Source organism: Variovorax sp. W2I14 (assembly GCF_050435205.1).
Lineage (GTDB): Bacteria > Pseudomonadota > Gammaproteobacteria > Burkholderiales > Burkholderiaceae_C > Variovorax > Variovorax paradoxus_C.
The window spans coordinates 2,456,226-2,477,167 of the sequence record NZ_JBNDJX010000001.1 but is presented as its reverse complement, the minus strand read 5'-3'; the positions used below and the strand labels follow the sequence as shown (position 1 = coordinate 2,477,167).

Annotated in this window: 31 protein-coding genes; 11 read left to right on the top strand and 20 right to left on the bottom strand. The window is 69.4% G+C overall.

Annotation, left to right across the window (positions count from 1 at the left end; genetic code table 11):
• Positions 1-72: 72 nt before the first annotated feature.
• From QF040_RS11530 to QF040_RS11515, 4 genes are all read left to right on the top strand, one after another.
• Entirely contained in the window at positions 73-588 is a 516-nt protein-coding gene (locus tag QF040_RS11530; protein ID WP_429611138.1) for a CinA family protein, read from the top strand.
• Between the two features lie 64 nt (positions 589-652).
• Complete coding sequence (locus QF040_RS11525) at positions 653-1,072, top strand: TraR/DksA family transcriptional regulator (RefSeq protein WP_429611137.1); 420 nt, start codon at positions 653-655, stop codon at positions 1,070-1,072.
• Between the two features lie 25 nt (positions 1,073-1,097).
• Positions 1,098-2,000 (top strand): NAD(P)/FAD-dependent oxidoreductase, encoded by a 903-nt coding sequence (locus QF040_RS11520; protein WP_429611136.1) that lies wholly within the window; start codon positions 1,098-1,100, stop codon positions 1,998-2,000.
• 103 nt (positions 2,001-2,103) lie between these two features.
• A complete protein-coding gene (locus tag QF040_RS11515) occupies positions 2,104-2,313 on the top strand; it encodes a KGG domain-containing protein (protein WP_429611135.1) in 210 nt (69 codons plus the stop codon).
• Between the two features lie 33 nt (positions 2,314-2,346).
• Here the strand turns inward: QF040_RS11515 and QF040_RS11510 are convergent, their stop codons facing one another.
• Positions 2,347-2,946, bottom strand: coding sequence for a hypothetical protein (locus QF040_RS11510; RefSeq protein ID WP_429611134.1), 600 nt, complete (start codon positions 2,944-2,946; stop codon positions 2,347-2,349).
• 261 nt (positions 2,947-3,207) lie between these two features.
• Here QF040_RS11510 and QF040_RS11505 point away from each other — a divergent pair, with 261 nt between their 5' ends.
• From QF040_RS11505 to QF040_RS11495, 3 genes are read left to right on the top strand one after another with little or no spacing between them, the layout of a single operon-like run.
• Positions 3,208-3,711, top strand: a complete 504-nt coding sequence (locus tag QF040_RS11505; RefSeq protein ID WP_429611133.1) for a ferritin-like domain-containing protein — start codon at positions 3,208-3,210, stop codon at positions 3,709-3,711.
• A 16-nt stretch (positions 3,712-3,727) separates the two neighbouring features.
• Positions 3,728-3,922, top strand: a complete 195-nt coding sequence (locus QF040_RS11500; protein ID WP_429611132.1) for a hypothetical protein — start codon at positions 3,728-3,730, stop codon at positions 3,920-3,922.
• Between the two features lie 17 nt (positions 3,923-3,939).
• Positions 3,940-4,194, top strand: coding sequence for a hypothetical protein (locus QF040_RS11495; protein ID WP_429611131.1), 255 nt, complete (start codon positions 3,940-3,942; stop codon positions 4,192-4,194).
• Positions 4,195-4,218: 24 nt separating this feature from the next.
• Here QF040_RS11495 and QF040_RS11490 read toward each other — a convergent pair whose 3' ends face one another.
• A complete protein-coding gene (locus QF040_RS11490) occupies positions 4,219-5,631 on the bottom strand; it encodes a Coenzyme F420 hydrogenase/dehydrogenase, beta subunit C-terminal domain (RefSeq protein WP_429611130.1) in 1,413 nt (470 codons plus the stop codon).
• On the bottom strand, positions 5,624-6,745 hold the full coding sequence (locus QF040_RS11485; RefSeq protein ID WP_429611129.1) for a polysaccharide pyruvyl transferase family protein: 1,122 nt from the start codon (positions 6,743-6,745) through the stop codon (positions 5,624-5,626). Before QF040_RS11485 ends, QF040_RS11490 begins: the two co-directional genes overlap by 8 nt.
• Before the next feature lie 188 nt (positions 6,746-6,933).
• On the opposite strand from QF040_RS11485, the gene QF040_RS11480 reads away from it, so the two are divergent.
• On the top strand, positions 6,934-7,170 hold the full coding sequence (locus QF040_RS11480; protein ID WP_429611127.1) for a hypothetical protein: 237 nt from the start codon (positions 6,934-6,936) through the stop codon (positions 7,168-7,170).
• A gap of 8 nt (positions 7,171-7,178) precedes the next feature.
• Here the strand turns inward: QF040_RS11480 and QF040_RS11475 are convergent, their stop codons facing one another.
• The 6 genes from QF040_RS11475 to QF040_RS11450 form a co-directional block, all read right to left on the bottom strand.
• Complete coding sequence (locus QF040_RS11475) at positions 7,179-7,949, bottom strand: OBAP family protein (RefSeq protein ID WP_429611126.1); 771 nt, start codon at positions 7,947-7,949, stop codon at positions 7,179-7,181.
• Positions 7,950-7,962: 13 nt separating this feature from the next.
• Entirely contained in the window at positions 7,963-8,835 is an 873-nt protein-coding gene (locus QF040_RS11470) for an SDR family oxidoreductase (protein ID WP_429611125.1), read from the bottom strand.
• 61 nt (positions 8,836-8,896) lie between these two features.
• Positions 8,897-9,145, bottom strand: coding sequence for a hypothetical protein (locus QF040_RS11465; protein WP_429611124.1), 249 nt, complete (start codon positions 9,143-9,145; stop codon positions 8,897-8,899).
• A complete protein-coding gene (locus tag QF040_RS11460; protein ID WP_429611123.1) occupies positions 9,142-10,209 on the bottom strand; it encodes an SDR family oxidoreductase in 1,068 nt (355 codons plus the stop codon). The genes QF040_RS11465 and QF040_RS11460 overlap by 4 nt, the downstream gene beginning before the upstream one ends.
• A 194-nt stretch (positions 10,210-10,403) precedes the next feature.
• The gene (locus QF040_RS11455) at positions 10,404-10,670 is read right to left on the bottom strand and encodes a hypothetical protein (protein WP_429611122.1); all 267 of its coding nucleotides are present in this window, start codon (positions 10,668-10,670) and stop codon (positions 10,404-10,406) included.
• Positions 10,667-10,975: a hypothetical protein gene (locus tag QF040_RS11450; protein WP_429611121.1), complete on the bottom strand. Its 309-nt coding sequence runs from the start codon at positions 10,973-10,975 to the stop codon at positions 10,667-10,669. Before QF040_RS11450 ends, QF040_RS11455 begins: the two co-directional genes overlap by 4 nt.
• Before the next feature lie 218 nt (positions 10,976-11,193).
• Between QF040_RS11450 and QF040_RS11445 the strand changes: the two genes are divergently transcribed.
• Complete coding sequence (locus tag QF040_RS11445) at positions 11,194-11,397, top strand: hypothetical protein (RefSeq protein WP_429611120.1); 204 nt, start codon at positions 11,194-11,196, stop codon at positions 11,395-11,397.
• 21 nt (positions 11,398-11,418) lie between these two features.
• On the opposite strand, the gene QF040_RS11440 is transcribed toward QF040_RS11445, so the two are convergent.
• Positions 11,419-11,715: a DUF2934 domain-containing protein gene (locus QF040_RS11440; protein ID WP_429611119.1), complete on the bottom strand. Its 297-nt coding sequence runs from the start codon at positions 11,713-11,715 to the stop codon at positions 11,419-11,421.
• 220 nt (positions 11,716-11,935) lie between these two features.
• Here QF040_RS11440 and QF040_RS11435 point away from each other — a divergent pair, with 220 nt between their 5' ends.
• Entirely contained in the window at positions 11,936-12,466 is a 531-nt protein-coding gene (locus QF040_RS11435; RefSeq protein WP_013541506.1) for a DUF4142 domain-containing protein, read from the top strand.
• A 130-nt stretch (positions 12,467-12,596) separates the two neighbouring features.
• Here the strand turns inward: QF040_RS11435 and QF040_RS11430 are convergent, their stop codons facing one another.
• The 6 genes from QF040_RS11430 to QF040_RS11405 all read right to left on the bottom strand — a co-directional run bounded on the left by QF040_RS11430 (position 12,597) and on the right by QF040_RS11405 (position 16,373).
• Positions 12,597-12,872, bottom strand: coding sequence for a hypothetical protein (locus QF040_RS11430; protein WP_429611118.1), 276 nt, complete (start codon positions 12,870-12,872; stop codon positions 12,597-12,599).
• Positions 12,873-12,894: 22 nt separating this feature from the next.
• Positions 12,895-13,386 (bottom strand): ferritin-like domain-containing protein, encoded by a 492-nt coding sequence (locus QF040_RS11425; protein WP_429611117.1) that lies wholly within the window; start codon positions 13,384-13,386, stop codon positions 12,895-12,897.
• 119 nt (positions 13,387-13,505) lie between these two features.
• Positions 13,506-14,420: an alpha/beta fold hydrolase gene (locus tag QF040_RS11420; RefSeq protein ID WP_429611116.1), complete on the bottom strand. Its 915-nt coding sequence runs from the start codon at positions 14,418-14,420 to the stop codon at positions 13,506-13,508.
• Complete coding sequence (locus QF040_RS11415) at positions 14,417-15,316, bottom strand: ZIP family metal transporter (protein WP_429611115.1); 900 nt, start codon at positions 15,314-15,316, stop codon at positions 14,417-14,419. Before QF040_RS11415 ends, QF040_RS11420 begins: the two co-directional genes overlap by 4 nt.
• Before the next feature lie 254 nt (positions 15,317-15,570).
• Positions 15,571-15,999 carry a DUF6766 family protein gene (locus QF040_RS11410; protein ID WP_429611114.1) on the bottom strand — a complete coding sequence of 143 codons (429 nt, stop codon included), beginning with the start codon at positions 15,997-15,999 and terminating at the stop codon, positions 15,571-15,573.
• A 152-nt stretch (positions 16,000-16,151) separates the two neighbouring features.
• On the bottom strand, positions 16,152-16,373 hold the full coding sequence (locus QF040_RS11405) for a hypothetical protein (RefSeq protein ID WP_429611113.1): 222 nt from the start codon (positions 16,371-16,373) through the stop codon (positions 16,152-16,154).
• 176 nt (positions 16,374-16,549) lie between these two features.
• Here QF040_RS11405 and QF040_RS11400 point away from each other — a divergent pair, with 176 nt between their 5' ends.
• A complete protein-coding gene (locus tag QF040_RS11400) occupies positions 16,550-16,747 on the top strand; it encodes an aminoglycoside phosphotransferase (RefSeq protein ID WP_429611112.1) in 198 nt (65 codons plus the stop codon).
• On the opposite strand, the gene QF040_RS11395 is transcribed toward QF040_RS11400, so the two are convergent.
• From QF040_RS11395 to QF040_RS11380, 4 genes are all read right to left on the bottom strand, one after another.
• Entirely contained in the window at positions 16,725-18,029 is a 1,305-nt protein-coding gene (locus QF040_RS11395) for an NAD(P)/FAD-dependent oxidoreductase (protein ID WP_429611111.1), read from the bottom strand. The genes QF040_RS11400 and QF040_RS11395 overlap by 23 nt on opposite strands.
• Position 18,030: 1 nt before the next feature.
• On the bottom strand, positions 18,031-19,458 hold the full coding sequence (locus QF040_RS11390) for a homospermidine synthase (RefSeq protein ID WP_429611110.1): 1,428 nt from the start codon (positions 19,456-19,458) through the stop codon (positions 18,031-18,033).
• 161 nt (positions 19,459-19,619) lie between these two features.
• Complete coding sequence (locus QF040_RS11385) at positions 19,620-20,402, bottom strand: exodeoxyribonuclease III (protein WP_429611109.1); 783 nt, start codon at positions 20,400-20,402, stop codon at positions 19,620-19,622.
• A 93-nt stretch (positions 20,403-20,495) separates the two neighbouring features.
• Complete coding sequence (locus QF040_RS11380; RefSeq protein WP_429611108.1) at positions 20,496-20,810, bottom strand: hypothetical protein; 315 nt, start codon at positions 20,808-20,810, stop codon at positions 20,496-20,498.
• Positions 20,811-20,942: the final 132 nt, after the last annotated feature.

Genomic DNA, 20,942 nt, shown 5'->3' with positions numbered 1-20,942 from the left:
TGCGCGGCGACTCCCCACAGGATCAGTCCTCGTCCGACACGGCGCGCCGGGGCGCATCCCTAAGTTGATGGCATGACTGCGAACAACACCGCGCCCGACCATCGCGAGACCGTCGGCTACCTGAAGCGGCACACGCTCGTGGTGGTCACGGCCGAGTCGTGCACCGCGGGCCTCATCGCCTCCCGCCTGGCCGCCGCGCCCGGCGCGGGCGAGGTGCTGGAGTGCGCCTTCGTCGTGTACGACCCGAAGGCCAAGCGGCGGTGCCTCGGCGTGCCCGCCGAAGTGCTGGAGCGCAACAACCTCACGAGCGAGCCCGTGGCGCTGGAGATGGCGCGCGGCGCATTGCGCCACAGCGATGCGAACGTGGGCGTGTCCAACACCGGTGTCGCCGACGATTCCGACCCCGAGATCACGCCGGGCACCCAGTGCTACGCATGGGTGTTCCGCGATGCGCGGGGCGTGCGCGAGTTCACCGAGACGCGCGTCTTCGAGGGCGAGCGCAACCAGATCCGCGAGGCCAGCGCGGACTACGCACTCGGCCGCATCGCTCACTACCACGCGCAGAGCGGCGCGCAACACCGCGCCTGACAGCAGGCCGCGAACAGCGCCGCACTTTCATGCGACGAACAGAGAGAAAGAACAAGGAACACCCATGACGTCAATCACCGACACCGACACCGAACGCGAGCGATGGCGCAGCACGCTCGACGCACGCGAGGCCGTTCTCGCGGCCGACCTGCGCACCGCCGCCGCCGAACTGCCCGATGCGCGCAACACCGACGACACCGAACGTGCGCGCGCCCCGGCCTGCGACCCCATCGACATCGCCGACGAGCGCCTGCAGAACGGCCTGCGCTATGCGGAGGCCGAGCGCGACATGGCCGAGCTGCGCGACATCGATGCGGCCCGCATGCGGCTGGAGAACGGCGAGTTCGGTTTCTGCATCGATTGCGGCACCGAGATCCCGCGTGCGCGGCTGGAGGCGATGCCCGCCGCCGCGCGCTGCATCGCATGCCAGGAGCGCCACGAAGAGGCGCATCCGGCCGAGGTGCGGCTGCCGCCGGACCTTTGAGCACACACCCGGTTCGTCCTGCGCCATGTACGACGCCCTCGTCGTCGGAGGCGGGCCTGCGGGCCTGCTGGCCGCCGTCTACCTTGCGCGGTTCCGGCGCTCGGTGGCGCTGCTCGATGCCGGGCAGAGCCGCGTCGCGCGCATTCCGCAATCGCACAACTACCCGGGCTTCGGCGATGGCGTTTCCGGCGTGGCGGTGCGGGACATGCTCCGTGAGCAGGTGGGCCGCTATCCGGTGGACCGGATCGACGGCTTCGCGGAACACGTCGAGCGGCGCGAGGAGGGCGGCTTCCGCCTGCACCTGCGCGGCCGCGCGCTCGATGTCGATGGCCGATTGCTGCTGCTCGCCACGGGCGTGACCGACATTCCGCCTCCGATGCCGCATCTGCGCGAAGCGCTCGAAGCCGGCCTGCTGCGCTACTGCCCGGTGTGCGATGCCTACGAGGTCATAGGGCAGGCGGTCGGCGTGTATTCGGACGGAGAGGCTGGCATCGGCGAGGCGCTGTACCTGCGCCACTTCAGCGCCGACATCACGCTCTTCATGGCGTCCGGAGGGCAGGCGCTGTCGCCGCCGCAGCGCCGCCGCCTCGCCGATGCGGGCATCCGCTGGAACGATGCGCCTATCGAGACCATCCGCCGCGAGGGCGGGCGGGTGGCCGTCGTGCACGCAGGCGGCACCGCGCGGTGCGACACGCTCTACTGCGCGCTCGGCGTGGCGGTGCATTCGCGGATGGCCGAGAGCCTGGGCGCCGCGCTCGACGCCACCGGCTATGTCGAGGTCGATGCGCACCATGCGACGGCCGTGCCGGGGCTCTATGCCGCAGGTGACGTCTGCACGGGGCTGAACCAGATCGCGGTGGCGCTCGGCGGCGCCGCAATCGCGGCCTCTGCGATGCACCGCGCGCTGCCGCCCGACTGGCCGCGCTGATCGCCTTCGGGCAGTGCCGGGCACGCCGGTTGCCTCGCACGCGGTGGCGGGCATTCCAGCCCGCGCCAGCACCGCGCTGCATTCGCGGACACCGAAGGAACCCATGACGACGATCGATCACGACGCACCCTCACGCCCACGGCGCGGCTTTGCCGGCATGGACCCCGAGCGCCGGCGCGAGATCGCGCGGCTCGGCGGCCGTGCCGCCCACGAACTGGGCCGAGCGCACGAGTTCACGCCCGAGGAAGCCCGCGAGGCGCGCGCCAAGAGCCTGCGCGCGCAGGATGCGGATGGCGGCGCGTCCGGTCCCTGATGTCGTCGGCCGTGCGGGTGGGGTGGTGCGGCGTCAGTCGAAAGGAATCGCCGCGCGCAGCACCTTCAGCTCGAAGGAGCGCGCCAGCACCGCGTCGAAACCCGCGGCGCTGCTGGTGGCCGGCAGGCCCCGCGTGGCCACCGCATCCTCGATGGCGATCAGCCGCCCATCGAAACCGGCGCCGCGTGCCAGCCGGCCGAGCGAGCGCGCTTCGCCGGCCGAGGTGCGCAGATCGATCACCGCGAAATCCGGCTGCTCGCGCACCAGCGCTTCATAGCCGGTCACGGTATTCACCGCGAGATCGATCCGGTAGCCCGCATGCGAAAGCAGCCCGGCAAGGCGTGCCAGGAGGTGCATGTCGTCCGAGACCACGAGCGCGCGCTCGCTCTCGGCGGTGCCGTGCCGCGCTTGCGTCATGAGTTCGCCGATGCGCTCGGCGAGTTCGTGCGCCTGCCGCGCGACCACCGCGCCGGCCTTGTGCAGCACCGCGGGCGGCGCGTCGTCGCGCGCCAGCACTTCGGTGGCGGCGGAAATGGCGGCGAGCGCATTGCGCGCATCGTGCGCGCAGCGATCGAGTCGGGTGGGAGCACGAAGAGACATCGGCGGATTCATGGCGAGGGGTATGGCGGACATGACGCGATGCTCCTGCACGCGGTGTGCCTGCCGCTTGCGGAGACGCAGAGGGCGCACCGGGCGCGCGGGCGTCAGTCTTGCGGCAAGTTTTGCCGGCACGGAAAAGACTTACAGCGGCCGTGCAGCGTGGATGACACGCGCGGCGCCGCGAGCGCCCACCATGGGATTTCAGCGGCCAGTTTGCGGCGCAGGTCCGAAGACCCAGCCGCAAGCCTCGTGGTCATTCCGGCAACCCATGTTTTTTCTGAAGGAGTCCATCCCATGCCCACCTACACCACTGGCGGCACCCCCGTTTCCACCGGCGCCACGCTCGAAGCCGACGACGTGGTCGACGTGCTCGACGACCTGCTGGAGAACGCCCGTGACGGCGAATACGGCTTCAAGGCCTGCGCCGACGAGGTCGAGTCGGCGCAACTCAAGCAGGTGTTCCGCGACCGCGCCGCGGCGTGCGCGACCGCCGCGACCGAGCTGGGCCGGATGATCGAGCGCTTCGGCGGCAAGGTCGACGACGGCGGCAGCGTGAGCGGCGCGATGCACCGCGGCTGGGTCCATGTGAAAGGATCGCTCGGCGCGGACAGCGCGGTCTCGATGCTCGAGGAGTGCGAGCGAGGCGAAGACGCCGCGGTGGCCCGCTACCGCAAGGCGCTCAAGGAGCCGCTGCCGGCCGACGTGCGCATGCTGGTCGAGCGCCAGGCGGAGGGCGCGCAGCGCAACCACGACCAGATCAAGGCGCTGCGCGACCAGTTCCGCAGCAACAAGGGCTGATGAGGAGGATCGCGCCATGGCCGAGACACCCAAGCAGTCGCCAGTGAACATCGACCAGAACCGCGCGGTCGGGCAGGACAGCCCGGCCGAGGGCAGCCACATCGGCCGCGAGTCCGACAAGAAGACCGGCTATCCCGGCTCGCCCGACATCGGAACCAACGCGGCGCAGAAGGCGCAGGTCGGCGAGAAGCTGCCGCCGTCCAAAGACTGAAAGGGAGCAAGTACGCCATGAAGGATTCGATCCGCCAGATCAAGCCTGGCGCGTTCCAGCAGTCGGTCGCGGGCGAGGAAGACCCGGGCGCCTCGATCGACCTGCCGCCCACCGCTGCGCCCCGGCGCGGCGACGAAGCGCCGGCCGGCACGCCCGGCACCGGTGAAGTGCAATGCCCCGCGTGCGGCGGCAGCGGCCGTGGCATCGGGGATGCGACCTGCCCGAAGTGCAACGGCACCGGCAAGGTGAACCGCGGCATCGGCGGCGGTTGAGCAACGTGGTGGCGCAGGGCGCCGCTACGTGCTTCCCGCGGTCCGCGCGATGCGCGCGAACCACGCGCCGAGCTTGCCGCGCGAGTACGCAAGCGCGTGATAGAGCGCGAGTGCGGCGCGCGCCCAACCCATGTAGAGCCACGGCGTGCGCGCAACCCGCGACATCGCGAAGAGTCGCCGGCTCCAGGTGCTGATCGCGGCGCGTGTGCGGTACACCAGCTTGCGCTGCCATGCGATGCCGGCATCGGCCTGCACGCGCTTGACCGGGCGCACGCTGCCCGCACGGGCGCGTTGCCAAGTGAGCCGATAGGCGAGCCCTTCGCGCCGATGCCGCAGGCCCGCCGCCTGCGTGCGCGCCACGAACGCCCCATCGACCGGCGCCAATGCGAGCCGCCCTTCGTCGATGGCGCGCGCGACCATCGCCTGCATGCGCGCGCTGCGCACGATCACGACATTGGTGCCGCGCCCGTCGGAGGTATACGGCTCCACCCAAGCGTCGCCGAAAGCGATGTCGGCGGTCTCGCTCACCACGTCGTCGCAGAAATTACAGGCCTCGTTCTGGAAGAAGCCGGAACCCCAGTCGCCTTCGGCCAGGTGGAACCAGTCGCGCTGCGCCGTGCGGCCGTCGCGCAGTTCGAAGTGCGCGGTGTACCAGTTGGCCGGGCGTTGTGCGTTCTTCAGCCGGAAGTCCACGCCGCGCACTTCGGCCATCGGCACGCCCATCTGCAGCGCGAAGCTCTCGATGAGGCGCGTGCTCTTCATGTGGCCGCAGAAGAGGCCCAACGTGGCGACGATGCGCTCGCGCATCACCGGGTCTTCGCGCCGCAGCAACTGCACCGCCTTCACGAAGCAGGGCACGCCGACCACGGCATAGCGGCCGGGTTCGCGGCGGATCGTCTCCAGCACCTCGGACATCTCCACCGGGTAATAGCGCGACTTGGCAGCCGCCGCCAGCTCATCGGGCGTGCGCGAGAGGCGGTAGCGAAAGAGGCGTTCGCCATCGGCTGGCGCCACGTGCGCGACGCCATCTACCGCGCCGGTGCGCAGCAGTTCACCGGCGGTCCAGCTCACCATGCCGCCCGAGCTGCCGCGTTCGCGAAAGCCGGGCTCCGCGACATGGCCGACATAGGCGGCACGGAAGCGCCCGACCTCGCCGTCGGCATGTGCCGTGTCCGCGAACAAGTCGTCGGCCAGCTGCGATTCGTTGGCCGCGGCCGGCGAGAACGGACAGGTGCGCGCAAACGCGGCCGGCCCCTGGCGCAGCCATTCCGGCGCGCCGCGTGGCCTGAGTTCGCCGTAGCGGTCGAGCGCCATGTCGACCTTATGCGCATCGAGCCGGCCCTGCGCAGCGCAACTGCCGCAGCCGATGCACAGCCCCGAGCGCACGATCGCATCGGGTCCCGCCGGGTTCGCGTGTTCGAGGCGGCGCTCAGGCACGGCGCGCCTCGCGCGCATCGAGCACTGCGGTCGAGGCCAGCGGCGCCAGCGCGGCCTGCAGGTAGGCCATCGACGTGGCGCGCAGCGCGGCGATGCGCGCATGCACCGCGGCCGCCACCGGCACCGAAAGCCCGACCTCCCAATTTCCCGGCGCCGTGGCCGCATCGACCAGGTGCCGCCGTGCGCCGAGCGTGACGAGCAGGTCGTCGATCTTGATGGCGCGATACGGTGACTGCTCGCAGACGAAAGGCTTGCCGTGGCGCAGCGCGAACACGCAGCCGTGAAAGAAATTGGTGGCCACCGTGCCCGCGAGCGCCATGAAGCGGGCGAAATCTTCGGGCCCGGCGGTGAGCCACTGCACATCGGCCCAGTCGTTGCGGTATCCGATGCTCACGATGTGCAGGCCGTGCCGCCGCGCATGCGCACGCACCCGCTCGGCGAACCAGCCGCTGAAGTTGTGGCCGTAGAGCGCGATGCAGCGCGACGCGGGGTTGTCGTCGCCATCGGTCTCCGGCGGCCGCAGCGCCGATGCGAACTGAAGGCAGGGGTCGAGTACCAGCGCGGGTACATCGCCCAGGCTCTGCGCGATGAGCGCGCGCGAATTGCCGTCGCGCACCGACAACGCATCGAAGCGGCGCAGCGCCGCGGCCCGGTGCGGCGGCACGCCGCGCGCCACCGGGTGGTTGCCGAAGCTGGCCGCATAGGCCACGAGGCGACCGGCGCGCAGGCCTTCGCCGAAGAAGGGCGGGCAGTCGCGGAACCAGGGATGCGCGAAGTTCCAGACCTCGTCGCTGCCGACCACCACCGCGTCGCAGCGCGGCATGTCCTGCGGGCTTTCGAGTTCGAAGGGGCGCGTCAGCGGCAGCGCCTCGATGGCGTCGAGAAAGCGCCGTGTCTTGCGCGCATACATGCGCCGGTCGGCCGGCGGTGTGGCGCCAGGCTGCGCCGGCTGCAGCGCGCAGCGCCACTCGGCGAGGTCGATGCGGCGCGAACGGTGGTCGAGCACCACTGCGCGGTACCCCAGGCCGCGCAGCCCGTCGGCCAGGCAGCGGGCCTGCCAGTACGAGCCGTAGTTGATGCAGCGATGGAAGGTGAGTACGCCGACCTGCGGCATTGGCGCGGGCTCCGGCAAGCACGGCAGGTGGCGCCGGGAGCCATCGCGGGGAGGAAGGAGCAGTGCGGGCTTTTGCATGATCGACAACGCTAGCGGCGCACGCACGGCTCCGCGTCGGACGATGCGCCGTGGCACGGTGCGTGCCGCACGCGGTGCGCGGGCACGTCGATTGCCCGTGGACCCCGGCCATGAACCACGTCCCCATGCAGGTGCAACTCGGCAACGGGTGGGCCTGCCAGATCGAGGTTCACTGCAAGCAAAACGGCGCCTGCAACGGCCGCGCGGAGGTTTCATGCAACGGCACGCGGCGCTGCGTGCTGATGGCATTGAACGTCGAAGGGTCCGACGACGTGCTCGAAAATCTGATGCAGCGCGTCCGCCTCTACATGGCGCACGCAGCCTGCCCCGAAGACGACGGCGATTGACCGGTCGATCAGCGTGCGGCACCCGCAGGCGGGTGCGCATGCGGCGTGGCCGTCGGGTCGGCGAGCTGCACGGCCTGGCCCTTCTGCCAGGCATCGGCGCCGGGCGCGATGGACGGCGCGGCGATGTCTTCGCGGTTCTTGCGCTTCTCGGCGCTCTGCACGCCGAAGCGGCGGTCGCGCTCTTCCACCATGGCGGCGTTCGCCTGCCCATCGGCGGTGAAGCCCATCATGAGCTGCGGCGTGCCGAGCGGCAGTTCCTTCTGCTGGTCGGTGTGCCAGGTGTGGAAGGTCTTGCCGTAGGTGCCGACCAGCTTCTTCATGAGCGCATGCTCGGCCGCCTGCGGAATCCCTGGTGCGATGAGCTGGCCCGACTTTACCTCGTGCACATGGCTGTGCCAGAGCGCCTTCTCGGCATCGGGCAGCGTGTTGAACAGGCGCTCGCTCACGATGTATTCCACGCCCATGAGCTTGGCCGACTTCTGGTTGCCGTCGAAGATCACGCACTGGATCACTTCGTCGTTGAGCACGGCGCAGTAGTGGTGCGCTTCCATCTGCGCATTCATCCGGCCGCTGTAGAAGTGGAAGCCGTCGAGGTAGGCGTTGAGCGCTTCGATGGGCGGCTTGTCCTGCAGCAGCGCCGCGCCGGTTTCCAGCACCGCGGTGCCGGCGCGCTTGTCCGCGCCGGGCGCCTGGACGTTCGACGGGCTGGGCTTGTCGCCGCAGCCCGCGAGTGCGGTTGCGAGCGCCAGCAGCGCCGCCCCTTGCAGCAGATGCCGCATCGCGTGGCCCGGCTCAGATGAAGGGCACGCCGCCCGTCACCGGAATCGTCGCGCCCGAGATGTAGCTCGCCTGGTCGGAGGCGAGCAGCACGTACACCGCCTGCAGTTCCGCGGGCTGGCCGGGCCGCTTCATCGGCGTCTGCTTGCCGAACTCCTTCACTTTCTCGGGCGGCATGGTCGAGGGAATGAGCGGCGTCCAGAACGGCCCGGGCGCCACGCAGTTCACGCGGATGCCTTTCTCGGCGAGCAGCTGCGCCATGCCGCCGGACATGTTCTGGATCGCGCCCTTGGTCGCCGCATAGGCCACCAGCGTGGCGTTGGGCTTGTCGGCATTGACGGAGGCGGTGCTGATGATCGAGGCGCCGGGCTTCATGCGCGCCGCGGCGGCCTTGCAGAGGAAGAAGTTCGCATACACGTTGGTGCGGAAGGTGCGGTCGAACTCCTCGGCCGAGATCTCGTCGAGCGACTTGTGCGTCATCTGGAAGGCCGCGTTGTTCACCAGCACGTCGAGCCGGCCGAAGGCGTCGAAGGCCTGGTCCACGAGCTTGCGGCAATGCGCTTCCTCGCAGATGTCGCCGGGCACCGCCACGCAGCGGCGGCCCGCGCGCTCGATCCACTCGCGGGTGACCTTCGCGTCTTCCTCTTCCTCGGCGAGGTAGGAGATGAGCACGTCGGCGCCTTCGCGAGCGAAGGCGATGGCCACCGCGCGGCCGATGCCGCTGTCGCCGCCGGTGATGAGGGCGGCCTTGCCCTCGAGCTTGCCGCTGCCGGCATAGCTCTCTTCGCCGAAATCGGGTGGCGGCGACATCTTCGACTCGAGGCCGGGCGGTTGCTGGGCGGGTGTGGAAAAGGGTGGTTGTGGGCCGGTCTGGCGAGGGTCTGTCATGGCGGGTCCTGTCTGGATCGGTGGAGTTCAGTGGAGGGTTGGAATGGATCGGCGCGGCCGTTCAGGCGCCGGCATCGTTCTCGCGCGGCGTGCCTCGGGCCGCGCGGCGCTTCTGGGTGTCCTGGCTGTCCGCATCGGGACTGGCGGCGTCGCGGTCGGCGGCTTTCTTCATGCCACGCTCGAGGTCCTGCGTGCCGGCGCTGCCGCCGATGGCGGGCTCCTCGCCGTTCACCGCGTCGGGCGCCTGCACGCGCTGACCGCCGGAGGCGGGATCAGGGGCTGGACGGGCTGGATTGCGGGGCGTGTTCATCGTGTGCTCCTTGCGTTTCTCGAGAAAAGGGCGAATGCGGTAACGGCGGCGACCGCGCCAAGGCCGAGCCACACCGCATCGGTGGGCTTCGTCTTTTTCTCGCTGCGGAAGCCGCCGTCGATGGCGCAGCCGCGCGAGGGTTCGAAGAGGTTGCCGTCGCTGTGCGCGGCGGGCGCTGCACGGCGCATCGCGGCGCCGCCGACCCAGCCGAGCACGCGCGCCATCAGGTTCGGCGCGAGCGCATGCATCAGGATGCCCGGCCGCGCCGGTGCGCCGATGTAGGTGCGTGCACGCGGCCGCGTGGCCAGCGCGACGAGCGAGGCGGCCACGCGGCGCGGATCGAGCACCGGCGGCGGCGGCGCGACGCGGTGCCCGCTGTAGTTCGCGCCATGCGACATGCCGGGCGAATCGACGAAGGTCGGAAACACCTCGCAGACATGGATGCCCGGAAATTCGGCGAGCTCCGCGCGCAGCGACTCCGAGAACCCGCGGATGCCGAACTTGCTGGCGGTGTAGGCCGTCGCATAGGGCGTGGCGACCCAGCCGCCGAGCGAGATCATGTTGACCAGCGTGCCGCGGCCGCGCTCGCGAAAGTGCGGAACGATGGCGTAGGCGCCGTGCATGTGGCCCAGCAGGTTGGCCTCGACCACGCGCCGGTGCGAGGCGAGCGGCGTCTCCTCGAAGCGTCCGACGGCGCCGACGCCCACGTTGTTGATCCACATGTCCACATGGCCGAAATGGGCGATGGCCGATTCGGCGAGCGCCGCCATCGCGGCGGGGTCGGTCACATCGGTCGGTACGGCGAGCGCGCGTGCGCCGGCCGCTTCGCACTCGGCGGCCAGCGACTGCAAGGCCTCCTGGTTGCGCGCGGCCAGCGCGAGCGAGGCGCCTTGCGCGGCGAAGGCGAGGGCGGTGGCGCGGCCGATGCCGCTGGAGGCGCCGGTGAGCACCACCACCTGCGAGCGCAGCGTGTGCGGGGTGGCATCGGCCGGGCCGTCACTGGCCGACGAAGGTGTGGATGGCGTGGTTCCTGCGGGGGATTTCGCGGCGGAAATGGGGGACACGGGGCAACTCCTGCGGGCAAATGAGGCCCCTACCTTTCGACCTCTGACGCGCCGCATGCGCGCGAGGCTTGCGCATCCGGGCGTCGGACAAAGCCCACGGGTTTCCCGCTTGTTGCGTGCATGCCGCAGCCGCGCGGGAATCAAGCAAAGGTCGCGGCCCCAAGCGCACCCGAGACGGCGTTCGGTCCTTGCGTTCAGTCGTGGCGCCGCCGCGTCAATGCCTCCAGCGCGATCAGCGCGGCATCGAGCTTGTCCGCACAGGCGCGCCACTGGTTACGTGCTCCCGGCGGAGGCAGCGGCCCGCCGTCGCGCACGGCCACCCGCACGGCTTCGAGCCACACATCGACCTGCTCGCGCGCGACCGCCTCTTCGGCGCCCTGGTGTGCGAGCGTGCTCTCCAGCCGCTCGATGCGCGCGTGCCAGTCCGCGGCGACCGCCGCCTGGTCGTTGGTGCGGGTCATGCGCCCTGCACTGAAGAGGGCGCCCGCGGAAACGAAGGCACGGCCCGCGCACTGCGCGCGAGCGCATTGCGGCCCTCGGCCGTGATGGCGGTGACCACGGCGCGCGCGATGCGCCGCTCGCCGGTGCGCAGCAGCTCGGGAGGCTCGGTCAGTGCCTCAAGCAGCGAGGCGCTGCGCAGCGCGAGGATGCGGTGGATGTCTTCCGGCGCGGAGCACACCACCGGCAACTGCCGGCGCGACAGGAGTTCGAGCAGTTGGTAGTACTCGGCCACGCGGAGGTCTCGGGGCGTCGTCTTTTTTCTCATGCGGATACCTGGATGGAGAAGGAAGGTCGATGAAGGAAACCGGACAACCTTCTCCCGGCAAACGGCATGCCCGCGTCCCGCACGCCAGGCGCGGCGGGCACTTCCCCGGCGACTGGGCGGCGTCCGACACCGGCGCGGCACCGCGCGTTCAGCGTTGGCTGCAGGCCCGCTCGTGCAAAGCCCGTGCACAGCGCGCACAACCGAAAGGAGCACACACGATGACCAAGCCACGCAAGCCAGGGGTACCCACATCGCCGCATCAAGTGCAGGCGCCGTTGGGCGATGCGAACGCAACGCAAAAGGCACCTGCGAAGAAAGAAGGACCGACCGCCACGCGCACCACGCGCGAAGGCGCGTCGGTCGGCAAAGCCGGCAACTCGACCGCCGGCGGTGCGGCCGGCCAGCTCACGCCGAAGGACTAGCGCGGCCGGCGCGGCCGAGGCTCAGCCCTTGCGGCCGTCGACCTGCGATTCGGCGTCGAGCCAGTCCTGCACCTCGTCGCCCGGTTCGCCGCCGCGTCGCACGTAGGCGTCGTAGGCGGCATTGCGAATGCGTTCTTCCCTTGCGGCCGGGTCCTCGCCCTGCATCGCCTGCTGTTGTTGCTGCTGCTGGCCGGACCCGGACGCATTGGACGCCGCGGACGAAGGCTGCGTGGCCGCCTCGCTCGCGCCTCCCGCGCCTTGCACGCTCGTGCCCAGGGGCTGCTGGTTCTCTGGTTTGCTGCTGCTGGTCTTCGGCATGGTCACCTCCTGTATGTACGCCGTTGAACACGCGGGCCAACCTACGCCGTTGCGGTGGCGCCGCCGTCGGACAAGTGCCCGATTTCGCTCGATGAATGCGAAAAGTTCGAGGCGCCGGGCGAGAGAATTCTTGGCACGCGGTTTTGATCTTTTTCCTACAGCGAACGCGTCGGCGTGCATGCGAGCCTGCGGCCTTCGATCAACTCTCTGGAGCGCACCCATGACCCTGTCTTCCCGCCATCTCGCAGCAACATTTGCAGTCAGCTTTTCGCTGCTGGCCGCCTCGTCCGCCTGGGCCGCGGACAAGCTCGCGGCCGCCGACGCCTCGATGCTCAAGGACATCGCCCAGGCCAACATGGCAGAGGTCGAGACCGGCAAGCTCGCGCTCGAGAAAAGCACCAATCCCGAGATCAAGAAGTTCGCCCAGATGATGGTCGACGACCACAGCAAGGGCCTCGCCGACGTGAAGACGCTCGCATCGGCCAAGGGCACCGAGCTGCCCGACGGGCCCGACGTCAAGCACAAGGCGACGGCGCTCGAATTCAAGGCGCTCTCGGGCGACATGTTCAACAGCCGCTATGTGAAGCAGGCCGGCGTCGGCGACCACGAGGCCACCGAGAAGCTGCTGAAGAAGACGCAGGCCGAGGCGAAGGACGCCGACCTCAAGGCGCTGGCCGGCAAGATGCTGCCGATCGTGCAGGGGCACCTGCAGCATGCGCGCCAACTGGTCGCCACCACCGACAAGAAGTAGCAACCGCAGCAGCCACCGCACCGCGGTGTGCGGAACGAAGATCGAGGGCGCGAGCTAGAAGCTCCGCCCTCGATTCGCTTTGCGCGTCCGCGCAATCAGTGCGGCCCGTGCGGCCGCGCGGCCCGTTCAATCAGTGGAGAAGGGGAGGCCTCTGCATCTCGGTGTCGGTGAGGCCGGCCACGTCGGAGGGCTCCAGCACCACGCGCTCGGCGCCGGTCTGCGCATGCACGAGCAGGGCGCGCTCGCGCAGCAGGCCCATGCAGGCGGTGAGCGTCGAGAGCTGATCGACCGGCTCGCCGCCGGCCAGGAACTCCAGCGTGGCGCGGGTCACATGCACGAACAGTCGCCGGTGGTCGAGCAGCCGGATGCTGAACTCGTAGCCGTCGCCTTCGTAGCAGTCGGACATGCGAGGCCCTCCTTGCAGCCCGTCAGGCTGTCGCTTCCTCGATCTGCGCGGCTTCGGCCAGCAGGCCGAGCCGCTGGTCGGTGGCCTGCTCCTCCGAGAGGCTGGTCTGGAGCAGCGGAAGGGCGTCTGCAAAGCCCAGCTTCTTCGCGAGCAGGCACAGCGACGTGTAGCCGGCGATCTCGTAGTGCTCGGCCTTCTGCGCGGCGCCGATGAGCGCCGCATCGAGCACCGGGCCCTTCTCGATCAGGTCGACCAGCGACATCGTCTCTTCGACCAGGCCTTCCATACCGTCGCACTTGATGCGCTTGAGCTTGAAGCCGCACTGCTCGGCGACCTGTTCCAGGCGCTCGACCTGGTTGCGCGTTTCCTGCAGATGGTCTTCGAACGCCTGCCGGAGTTCGGGGTCGGTGGCCGCGCGCGCGAGCTTGGGCAGCGAGCGCGTCATCTGCTTCTCGGCGTTGTAGGTGTCCGATATCTCGTGCACGAAAAGGTCCTTCACGGACTTGACTGGCATGGATGGCTCCTTCGTTGAGGTGGGTTGGAAAAGTGCAAAGGTGGTGGCCGTTCCGCCGGGCCCATGTAGGTCATTTGCGCTTCGATCCGACAGTGCCGCGGCATCGGATGGCGCAGGCGTCAACGGGGGTTCTTGCTGCGTGATTCCGTTGCTGCAGCGGCCGCGGCACGACCCTCGCCGAGGAACTCGACGAGCAGCGCATTCACCTCGTCGGGCGCCTCGTGGTGCAGCCAGTGCGAGGCCCGCGGAAGTCGCACGACGTGGCCGTTGCGACAGTAGCGCAGCGCGGCTTGCGCGAGGCCGGGCTCCAGCGCTGAATCGACATCGCCCCAGACGATGCGCACCGGCGCCTCGATCTTCTCGGCGCGCGGCCGCGCGAGCGGCATGGCGCGGTACCAGTCGAGCATCGCACGCAGCGCATCCGGCTCGGACCAGGCCGCGCGGTAGCCCGCGAGCTTGTCTTCGCCGAAGGTGCCGGGGCGGCTCGACTGCGTGAGCGCGGCCTGCAGCAGCGCGAAGTTGTTGGCACGCAGCAGCGCTTCGGGAATCCACCGCAACTGGAAGAAGCCGACATAGGTGCTGCGCAGCATCTGCAGCGGATGGGTCAGCGCGTACGAGAAGAACGTGGCGGGATGGGGCGCATTGAGGATCGCCAGGCGCTCCACCGCCGCCGGCTCGCGCGCCGCGAGATGCCAGGCCACCATGCCGCCCCAGTCGTGGCCGACGAGGCAAAAGCGCGGCGCGTGCAGCGCCTGTGCGATGCCCATCACGTCGTCGGCCAGCGTGTCGAGGGTGTAGGCGCCGGTGCCTTCGGGCTTCTCCGATTCGCCATAGCCGCGCTGGTCGGGAGCGGCCACGCGCCAGCCCGCATCGACCAGCGGCTGCACCTGCTGCCGCCATGCGCCCCAGTACTCCGGAAAGCCGTGCAGCAGCATCACGAGCGGCGCGCCTTCGGCGCCCGCGGTGGCGACATGGAGCGACACGCCGTTCGTGTCGAGGGTCCGGTGCATCAGCGTGGCTTCCATCGTGTTCATCCCAAGGCGGTGTCCAGGACCATCATCAGCACGAAGCCGAGCATCAAACCGGTGGTCGCATGGGCCTCGTGGCCCTTGCGGTGCGACTCCGGAATGATCTCGTGGCTGATGACGAACAGCATCGCGCCCGCGGCCATCGCGAGGCCCCAGGGCAGCAGCGCGGCGGTGAGCCCGATGACGGCCGCGCCGAGCACGGCGGCGAGCGGCTCGACCAAGCCCGACAGCACGCCGAGCCCGACCGCCGTCAGCTTGCCGTAGCCCACGCTGCGCAGCGCGAGCGCGACGACGAGGCCCTCGGGCACGTCCTGGATCGAGATCCCGGTGGTGAGCGCGGTCGCGCCCACCGCATCGGTGCCCGCGAACGCGACGCCGATGGCCAGCCCCTCGGGCAGGTTGTGCAGCACGATGGCCAGCACGAAGAGCCACACGCGCTTGAGCGCCCGCGACTCGGGCCCCTCGACGCCCTTGACGAAATGCTCGTGCGGCACGGCGCGGTCGATCGCCAGCAGCACCATCGCGCCGAGCAGCACGCCGGTGCCGACCAGCGCGCCGCTGCCCCACGGGCCGGAACCTTGCGACTTGGCCGCCGCGAGCGCGGGAATGACGAGCGAGAACGAGCTCGCCGCCAGCATCACGCCCGCGCCGAAGCCCAGCATGCTGTCGTAGGCGCGCTGCGAGAACTGCTGCGAGAGCAGCACCGGCACCGTGCCGAGCGCGGTCGCCAGCGCGGCGATGCAGCCGCCGGTGAGCGCCGCGCCGACCGGCGAGCCCGAGCGCGCGAGATTCGCGCCTTCGATCAACAGCAGCAGCAAGCCGGCGCACGCGATGCCGGCGCCGAGCCAGCGCCGCGCGGTGCGGGCCGAGAGGGCGGTCTTGGGGAAGCGGATATCAGCCATGCCGGGTACGGGTGTGAGAACAGGGAGCGGGGCGCAACAGGCACGCAGCCTGTTGGCCTGTGGCAGCCGCACTCGTAGGACCCATGCCCGCCGCGCGGGGAAAAAAGCCTACTTCCTGTTGTTTGCGCTCGCACCGGTGTCTGTGTGCGCGCAGTTGGCGCCGTCGGGTTCGTTGGCGGGATGAGCATCACCCCATGCTGCATTTGAAATTCCGAGGCTGATTCATTCAATTGAATCGCGGCCGAAACAGGAATTCAGCCGCCGCGATTTTCCTTTTCCCTGAGCGCCGCCCATCGCGGATCGGTGTGGCGGCCGCTGTATTCCTGGTCGATCTCGTCGATCACACGGTCGGCGTTCTTCGGGTCGACCGCGGCGAGGATCGCGTCGATCTTGGCCTCGACGCGGTCGTCGCCTTCCTTGGACTGCGGCGAGCCGAGGTACAGCAGGAAGGCGAGGCCGCCCACCTGCCAGAGCAGTTGAAGAAACTCGGACTGCCAGTTCTCCAGCGTGTCCCGCATCATCTCGATGAGGTAGCCGTTGACTTCCACCGGATGGCCGAACTGCGTCTGTTCGTTCACATAGGCGAACCAGCCGAAGACCCAGTGACCGATCAGCGAGATGAGGAAAAAGCCGGCCGTGACCCAGGCGAAGCTGTAGAGCTTCCAGATCGATTTCTTCTTCATGAGTGAGAACCCCTTGTTTGTTGTTCGACGAAGGGAAATTCGGCGCGCCCGGCAAGCAAGGGGCAGAAGGAGAAAACCGGCGTTGCATCGCCGGAGAGTCCTACGCGTGTACGTCCACGGCCGGCGACATCCAGCGCGTGCGGCGCTGCCCTCTATGGCTTCGCAGGCTGCGGCGCGCTCTGGCTCTGCGCGGCGGGCGGCGGTGATGGCGCCTCGCCGCGCTTGTCCACTGCATAGAAATACGCCAGCGCGCCGAGGAAGATGAGCACCGCGGCGCTCGCGCCCCAAGCGAACACGCGGCGGTTGTCGCGGTCGTCGCTTGTTTCCCGGGGCTCGCGGTGGTCGTCGCGGTGGGTGTTGGTGGGTGTGTTCATTGCCGATCTCCTTTGAGCCAGCATTCGAGCGTCCGGGGCGGCGAACTGTAGGAGCGCGCCGCCGTTGGCATGCGGTTGTCTTCTACATGTGCGGCAGCACCGGTGCCTAGCGTTGGAAACGAACGGCGAGCAGCGAACCTCGATTGCTTCGCCCCTCGTTTCACAGGAGATGACCCATGGCACAACCCGACTTCGACATTCCCGTTCCCGAAAAAGCCGACTCGCTGCGCGCCCGCCTGCAGGCGCTGGCCGAGCGGGTCGGCGTGCTCGCGCCCGGCGCGCCGCTCACCGAGGAGCTGGTGGCCTTTGCCGAAGGTGCGATCGACATGGCGCGCGACGGGAGCGGGCGGCCTACAAAAGATCGCGCAGCCTGAAATACAGCATGCCGAGCACCAGCGCCGGCGTGCGCAGCCTGGCGCCGCCCGGAAAGCTGCGGTGCGAGAGCTTCGCGAACAGGTCGAAGCGCTCGGCCTGTCCGGCCACCGCTTCGGCCGCGAGCTTGCCGGCCATGCCGCTCATCACGAGGCCGTGGCCGGAAAACCCCTGCAGGTAATACACGTTGGCGCCCATGCGGCCGAAGTCGGGCGTGCGGTTCATCGTGATGTCCGAAAAGCCGCCCCAGGCATAGGGCACGTCGAGGTCCGACAGGTGCGGAAACACCTTCAGCATGTTCCTGCGGATCTTCTGCACGAGGTTGCGCGGCGTGCTGGCGCTGTAGCTGTCGCCCGCGCCGAACAGCAGGCGGTGGTCGGCGCTCAGGCGGAAATAGTCGAGCACGAAGTTGGTGTCGGAAGCGGCGGGGCGGTGGCGGAGCAGGGCGTCGGCGCGCTCCTTGTCCATCGGCTCGGTGGCGATCATGTAGGTGCCCACCGGCATGATCCGGCTCGAGATGGAAGGCGCGAGCGAGTCGCCGTACTCCGCGAGGTACACATTGCCCGCGAGCACCACGAAACTGCAGCGCACCTGCCCCTGGCTGGTCTTCACCAGCGGCCGTGCGCCGTGTTCGATGAGGTAGGCGACGGAGTTCTCGTGCAGGCGCGCGCCCGCCGCGCGCGCGGCCTCCGCAAGTCCGAGGCAGTACTTGAGCGGATGCAGGTGGCCGGAGCGCCGGTCGAACACGCCGGCATCGAAGCGGCGGCTGGCGACCCATTCGCCGATGTCGGCCGGAGCGATCCATTCGAGCGGATGGCCGTGCAGCGCCGTCACATGGTCCATCCAATCGCGCAGCGTCTTCGACCGGGACGGCTTCACCGACAGGTTGAGGTAGCCGGCCTGCCATTCGCAGGCGATGGCGTGCGTCTCGATGCGGTGCCGGATCAGGTCGAGGCCTTCGTTGGAGATGGCCCAGGCGCGCTGCGCGTCCTCGCGCGGCAGCTGTTTCTCGATGGCGAGCTCGGCGTCGGAGCCGAAGCCGACGATCGCCTGCCCGCCGTTGCGGCCCGAGGCGCCCCAGCCGATGCGCTGCGCCTCCAGCAGCACGACCGCATAGCCGCGCCCGGCCAGCTCCAGCGCGGCGGAGAGCCCGGCGTAGCCGCCGCCGATGACGCACACGTCCGCCTCGGTTGCTTCCGCGAGCGGCGGCGTCGCGGGCGGGCGGCGCGTGCTGGCTTCGTAGTAGGAGTTCTCGATGACCCCGAGTTCTTTTTGAAGCAGCACGTCAGCCGACCCGGAAGTTGATGAATTGCCACGGGTCTTCCGCGTCCGTCTCTTCGCTGAAGAGCGGGCTGCGGTCTTTCAGCGGCGTCCAGTCGCCGTAGACGCCGGCCATCTCGCCGAGGTAGGGCAGGGCCGCTTCGAGCACCACGCGGTGGTCGAGGTCGTCGGGCTCCACCAACCCGGCATCGGGATTGCGCAGCGCCCACACCATGCCGCCCAGGATGCCCGCGACCACCTGGAGGCTGGTGGCGTTGTTGAACGGCGCGAGCTTGCGCGCCTCTTCGATCGTGAGGCGGGAGCCGTACCAGTAAACGCCGCGCGGGTTGCCCATGAGCAGCACGCCCAGTTCGTCCATGCCGGAGGCGATGTCCTCGCGCACGATGCGGCGCTCGGGCTGCAGCTGCCAGTTCTTTCCCGCCACCTCGTGCAGCGACAGCACCGCGTCGTCGCACGGGTGGTAGGCGTAGTGCACGGTCGGCCGGTAGACCACTTCGCCGTTCTCGCGCAACGTGAGGTGGTCGGCGATCGAGATCGATTCGGCATGCGTCACCAGAAAGCCGTGGTACGGCCCTTCGAGCGGCGTCCAGCTGCGCACACGCGTGCCGATGCCGGGGCGCTTCAGGTAGATGGCAGCGTCGCTGCCGTAGCCGTGGCGCGCCGCATCGGCCGGCCAGTGGCGCTCGTGCACGCCCCAGCCGAGTTCGGCCGGCTGCAGGCCTTCGTCGACGAAGCCGTCGACCGACCAGGTGTTGACGAACTCGCCGCGCGCCTTGCGCTGGGGTGTGGCCTGGGTGTCGCGCTCGGCGATGTGGATGACCTTGATCTCCAGCTTGCGCGCCAGTTCGGCCCAGCCTTCGTAGCTTTCGGGCACCTCGGCCTTCATGCGCATGTCGGCCGCCATGTTCAGCAGCGCCTGCTTCACCAGCGCCGACGCGAGACCCGGATTCGCGCCCTGGGTGATGACCGCCGTGGGCCCGTTGCGCTTGTCGAGCCGCCACGCGAGCACCTCTTCGCGCAGGCTGTAGTTGGAGCGCCGCGCGAGCGGCAGCGAGGGATCGTCGTAGCGGCCGGGCCAGGGTTCGTTGCAGGTATCGAGATAGAAGGCGCCGCGCTCCCGGCACAGGCGGATCAGCGCGAGGCTGGACACATCGACCGAAAGATTCAGCAGGAAGTCGCCTTTTTCGAGCATCGGCCCGAGCAGCGGTGCATGGTTGCCTTCGTCGATTCGCGCGACCACGACCTCGATGCCGAGCTTCTTCGCCACGCCGGAGCTGTCTTCGCTGGGTTTCACGACGCGAAGGCGCTCTGGCGTCAGGCCGAAGTGCCGCATCAGCACGGGTGCGGCCGCCTGGCCGACGAGGCCGAAGCCCAGCATGAGGATCCGGCCCTCGAATCGATCCTGCGCCTGTTCCTTTCTTTTGGTTGCCATGGTCACTCCGCCGGGAAACATGTATGGGCGCACCATTGGGCCGGCGGCCGCGGGCGCAAGTGGGACGGCGGCGCATGCGGTCGAAAGAATCGTCCTTTTTGCCAAGGCTCTTCGCGCTGCTGCGCGGGCCGGCGCCACAGTTGCACGCGGGAGGGCGGGGCCTACGCGCCGGGAACGTCGAGTTCGACCCAGGCCGGCGCGTGGTCGCTCGCACCGGTGCGCCCGCGCACGTCGCGGTCCACGCCGGCGCTGCGAAGCATCGGGGCGATTTCGGCATTCAGCAGCAGATGGTCGATGCGAAGCCCGGCGTCGCGCGGATAGCGGTTGCGCCAGTACGTCCAGAAGGTGAACGGCACGCGGTCGGGATGTGTCGCGCGAACCGCATCGGTCCAGCCTTGCTTCAGCAACTGCGCGAACGCCGCGCGGCTTTCGGGCTGCAGCAGCGCGTCGTCGCGCCACGAGGCCGGGTTGTAGATGTCGGCATCGGTCGGCACGACGTTGTAGTCGCCGGCCAGAACGACGGGCATGCCGCTCGAAAAGAGCTTCTTCGTATGCCGGTTGAAGGCCTCGAACCACTGCAGCTTGTAGTCGAACTTCGGCCCCGGCTGCGGATTGCCGTTGGGCAGGTAGAGGCAGCCGACGAGCACGCCGCCGACCACCGCCTCGATGTACCGGCTCTGCGTGTCGGCTTCCATGCCCGGCAGGCCGCGCCCGGTGTCGATCGGCTCTCGTCCGCGCGCGAGGATGGCGACACCGTTCCAGGCACGCTGCCCGTGCGCGACGATGCCGTATCCCGCACCGCGGATCGCATCGACCGGCAGGGCGGCGTCGGGAGACTTGAGCTCCTGCAGGCAGGCAACGTCGGGCTTCGATTCATCGAGCCATTCGAGCAGGCGGGCGAGGCGGCTGTTGATGCCGTTGACGTTGAATGTGGCGATCTTCATCAGGGGCAAGCCGAGGGATAGGAGGGCGCGACAAATGAGCGCTTGAAATCGTCCGCCCTTGGTCCCGGCAGTTCCGGCCACGGTGGCCGGTGCTTACCCGACGCGGTTCTCGATCGGCTCGGCAGGCGCTCGCGAACGAAGCTCGAAGGCCGGGCGCCGCCTGCGCTCGCGCTGCACCGGTGGTGCGGCCGCCACGCCGGGCTGCGCTGTTGCGCCGAGCGCGCCCCAGAGGCCGGCGAAATGAACGTCCGCCTCCTTGCGCAGCCTGGCGATCTGCTCGATGCGGGCGTCCGGAATGCCCAGGCGCCCGCCTTGCGTGCGCTGGTGAAGTTGGTGAATGGCCGTGTAGGCGGCGGTTTCCGCTGCCATCCAGGCGGTGAATGCAGCAGGGGCGGGGTCTTCGGCCATCGGTGTCCTTCGGTGGTGTCTGTCTGTCTGTCTGTCTGTGCGCGGCGACATGGAATCTAGAAGTCTTCTGGCGGTCCTTTGTAGTCCGGCGCCTTCAAGGCGCGCCGGAATACGCCCTCCCGCATCCCGCGA

Excerpts from the sequence above, each read along its gene's own strand:
- QF040_RS11530 (WP_429611138.1), top strand. The coding sequence starts at position 73 with ATGACTGCGAACAACACCGCGCCCGACCATCGCGAGACCGTCGGCTAC.
- QF040_RS11525 (WP_429611137.1), top strand. The coding sequence starts at position 653 with ATGACGTCAATCACCGACACCGACACCGAACGCGAGCGATGGCGCAGC.
- QF040_RS11520 (WP_429611136.1), top strand. The coding sequence starts at position 1,098 with ATGTACGACGCCCTCGTCGTCGGAGGCGGGCCTGCGGGCCTGCTGGCC.
- QF040_RS11515 (WP_429611135.1), top strand. The coding sequence starts at position 2,104 with ATGACGACGATCGATCACGACGCACCCTCACGCCCACGGCGCGGCTTT.
- QF040_RS11510 (WP_429611134.1), bottom strand. The coding sequence starts at position 2,946 with ATGTCCGCCATACCCCTCGCCATGAATCCGCCGATGTCTCTTCGTGCT.
- QF040_RS11505 (WP_429611133.1), top strand. The coding sequence starts at position 3,208 with ATGCCCACCTACACCACTGGCGGCACCCCCGTTTCCACCGGCGCCACG.
- QF040_RS11500 (WP_429611132.1), top strand. The coding sequence starts at position 3,728 with ATGGCCGAGACACCCAAGCAGTCGCCAGTGAACATCGACCAGAACCGC.
- QF040_RS11495 (WP_429611131.1), top strand. The coding sequence starts at position 3,940 with ATGAAGGATTCGATCCGCCAGATCAAGCCTGGCGCGTTCCAGCAGTCG.
- QF040_RS11485 (WP_429611129.1), bottom strand. The coding sequence starts at position 6,745 with ATGCCGCAGGTCGGCGTACTCACCTTCCATCGCTGCATCAACTACGGC.
- QF040_RS11480 (WP_429611127.1), top strand. The coding sequence starts at position 6,934 with ATGAACCACGTCCCCATGCAGGTGCAACTCGGCAACGGGTGGGCCTGC.
- QF040_RS11475 (WP_429611126.1), bottom strand. The coding sequence starts at position 7,949 with ATGCGGCATCTGCTGCAAGGGGCGGCGCTGCTGGCGCTCGCAACCGCA.
- QF040_RS11470 (WP_429611125.1), bottom strand. The coding sequence starts at position 8,835 with ATGACAGACCCTCGCCAGACCGGCCCACAACCACCCTTTTCCACACCC.
- QF040_RS11465 (WP_429611124.1), bottom strand. The coding sequence starts at position 9,145 with ATGAACACGCCCCGCAATCCAGCCCGTCCAGCCCCTGATCCCGCCTCC.
- QF040_RS11455 (WP_429611122.1), bottom strand. The coding sequence starts at position 10,670 with ATGACCCGCACCAACGACCAGGCGGCGGTCGCCGCGGACTGGCACGCG.
- QF040_RS11450 (WP_429611121.1), bottom strand. The coding sequence starts at position 10,975 with ATGAGAAAAAAGACGACGCCCCGAGACCTCCGCGTGGCCGAGTACTAC.
- QF040_RS11445 (WP_429611120.1), top strand. The coding sequence starts at position 11,194 with ATGACCAAGCCACGCAAGCCAGGGGTACCCACATCGCCGCATCAAGTG.
- QF040_RS11440 (WP_429611119.1), bottom strand. The coding sequence starts at position 11,715 with ATGCCGAAGACCAGCAGCAGCAAACCAGAGAACCAGCAGCCCCTGGGC.
- QF040_RS11435 (WP_013541506.1), top strand. The coding sequence starts at position 11,936 with ATGACCCTGTCTTCCCGCCATCTCGCAGCAACATTTGCAGTCAGCTTT.
- QF040_RS11430 (WP_429611118.1), bottom strand. The coding sequence starts at position 12,872 with ATGTCCGACTGCTACGAAGGCGACGGCTACGAGTTCAGCATCCGGCTG.
- QF040_RS11425 (WP_429611117.1), bottom strand. The coding sequence starts at position 13,386 with ATGCCAGTCAAGTCCGTGAAGGACCTTTTCGTGCACGAGATATCGGAC.
- QF040_RS11420 (WP_429611116.1), bottom strand. The coding sequence starts at position 14,420 with ATGAACACGATGGAAGCCACGCTGATGCACCGGACCCTCGACACGAAC.
- QF040_RS11415 (WP_429611115.1), bottom strand. The coding sequence starts at position 15,316 with ATGGCTGATATCCGCTTCCCCAAGACCGCCCTCTCGGCCCGCACCGCG.
- QF040_RS11410 (WP_429611114.1), bottom strand. The coding sequence starts at position 15,999 with ATGAAGAAGAAATCGATCTGGAAGCTCTACAGCTTCGCCTGGGTCACG.
- QF040_RS11405 (WP_429611113.1), bottom strand. The coding sequence starts at position 16,373 with ATGAACACACCCACCAACACCCACCGCGACGACCACCGCGAGCCCCGG.
- QF040_RS11400 (WP_429611112.1), top strand. The coding sequence starts at position 16,550 with ATGGCACAACCCGACTTCGACATTCCCGTTCCCGAAAAAGCCGACTCG.
- QF040_RS11390 (WP_429611110.1), bottom strand. The coding sequence starts at position 19,458 with ATGGCAACCAAAAGAAAGGAACAGGCGCAGGATCGATTCGAGGGCCGG.
- QF040_RS11385 (WP_429611109.1), bottom strand. The coding sequence starts at position 20,402 with ATGAAGATCGCCACATTCAACGTCAACGGCATCAACAGCCGCCTCGCC.
- QF040_RS11380 (WP_429611108.1), bottom strand. The coding sequence starts at position 20,810 with ATGGCCGAAGACCCCGCCCCTGCTGCATTCACCGCCTGGATGGCAGCG.